The 643-nt window shown below is 68.1% G+C and carries 1 protein-coding gene; it reads left to right on the forward strand.

Annotation, left to right across the window (positions count from 1 at the left end; translation table 11 throughout):
- A partial coding sequence (locus JCM9942_RS17545; protein WP_054661061.1) for an MlaC/ttg2D family ABC transporter substrate-binding protein occupies window positions 1–566 on the forward strand: 566 nt, incomplete at its 5' end.
- Window positions 567–643: the final 77 nt, after the last annotated feature.

Consider the following 643-nt stretch of genomic DNA (forward strand, 5'->3'; position numbering starts at 1 on the left):
CCAGCGCCGCCGGCCGTACCGTGCTGGACGCGAGCACCCGCATCCTCACCACGCTGGAAACGCGGCGCAGCGAGTTCCGCACCAACCCGGCGGCGCTGCGCAGCTTCATCGATGGCGAGCTGAGCCGCGGTTTCGACCGTGACTACGCCGCGCGGCTGGTGCTGGGCGTACATGGCCGCGGCGCCGCCGATGCCGATGTGAAGCTGTTCGCCGATGCAATGGCCGACAACCTGATGGCGCGCTACGGCTCGACCCTGCTGGATATCCAGGGCAAGCCCAGCTTCCGCTACAAGAGCGAAACCGCGCTGCCGGGCGGCCGCGGCGTCAAGGTCTCCACCGAGCTGGTGCGCGCCGGCAGCGAGCCGACCCCGGTCGAATACCTGATGCGCAACGTCAACGGCCAGTGGAAGATCTTCGACGTGATGATCGAAGGCATCTCCTACGTGCAGACCTTCAAGAACCAGTTCGACACCCCGCTGCGGCAGAAGTCGATCAAGCAGGTCGCCGCCGATCTGCGCAGCGGCAACATGCAGCCCGCGACAGGACCGACTCCCCGTGGCAAGTGACGCCACCTGCCGCATCGAGAATGGCACGCTGCACCTGGCGGGCGCGCTCGACCGCGCCGCGGTGGTGGAGCTGTGGC

Origin of the sequence: Stenotrophomonas pictorum JCM 9942 (assembly GCF_001310775.1) — a bacterium.
Lineage (GTDB): Bacteria > Pseudomonadota > Gammaproteobacteria > Xanthomonadales > Xanthomonadaceae > Stenotrophomonas > Stenotrophomonas pictorum.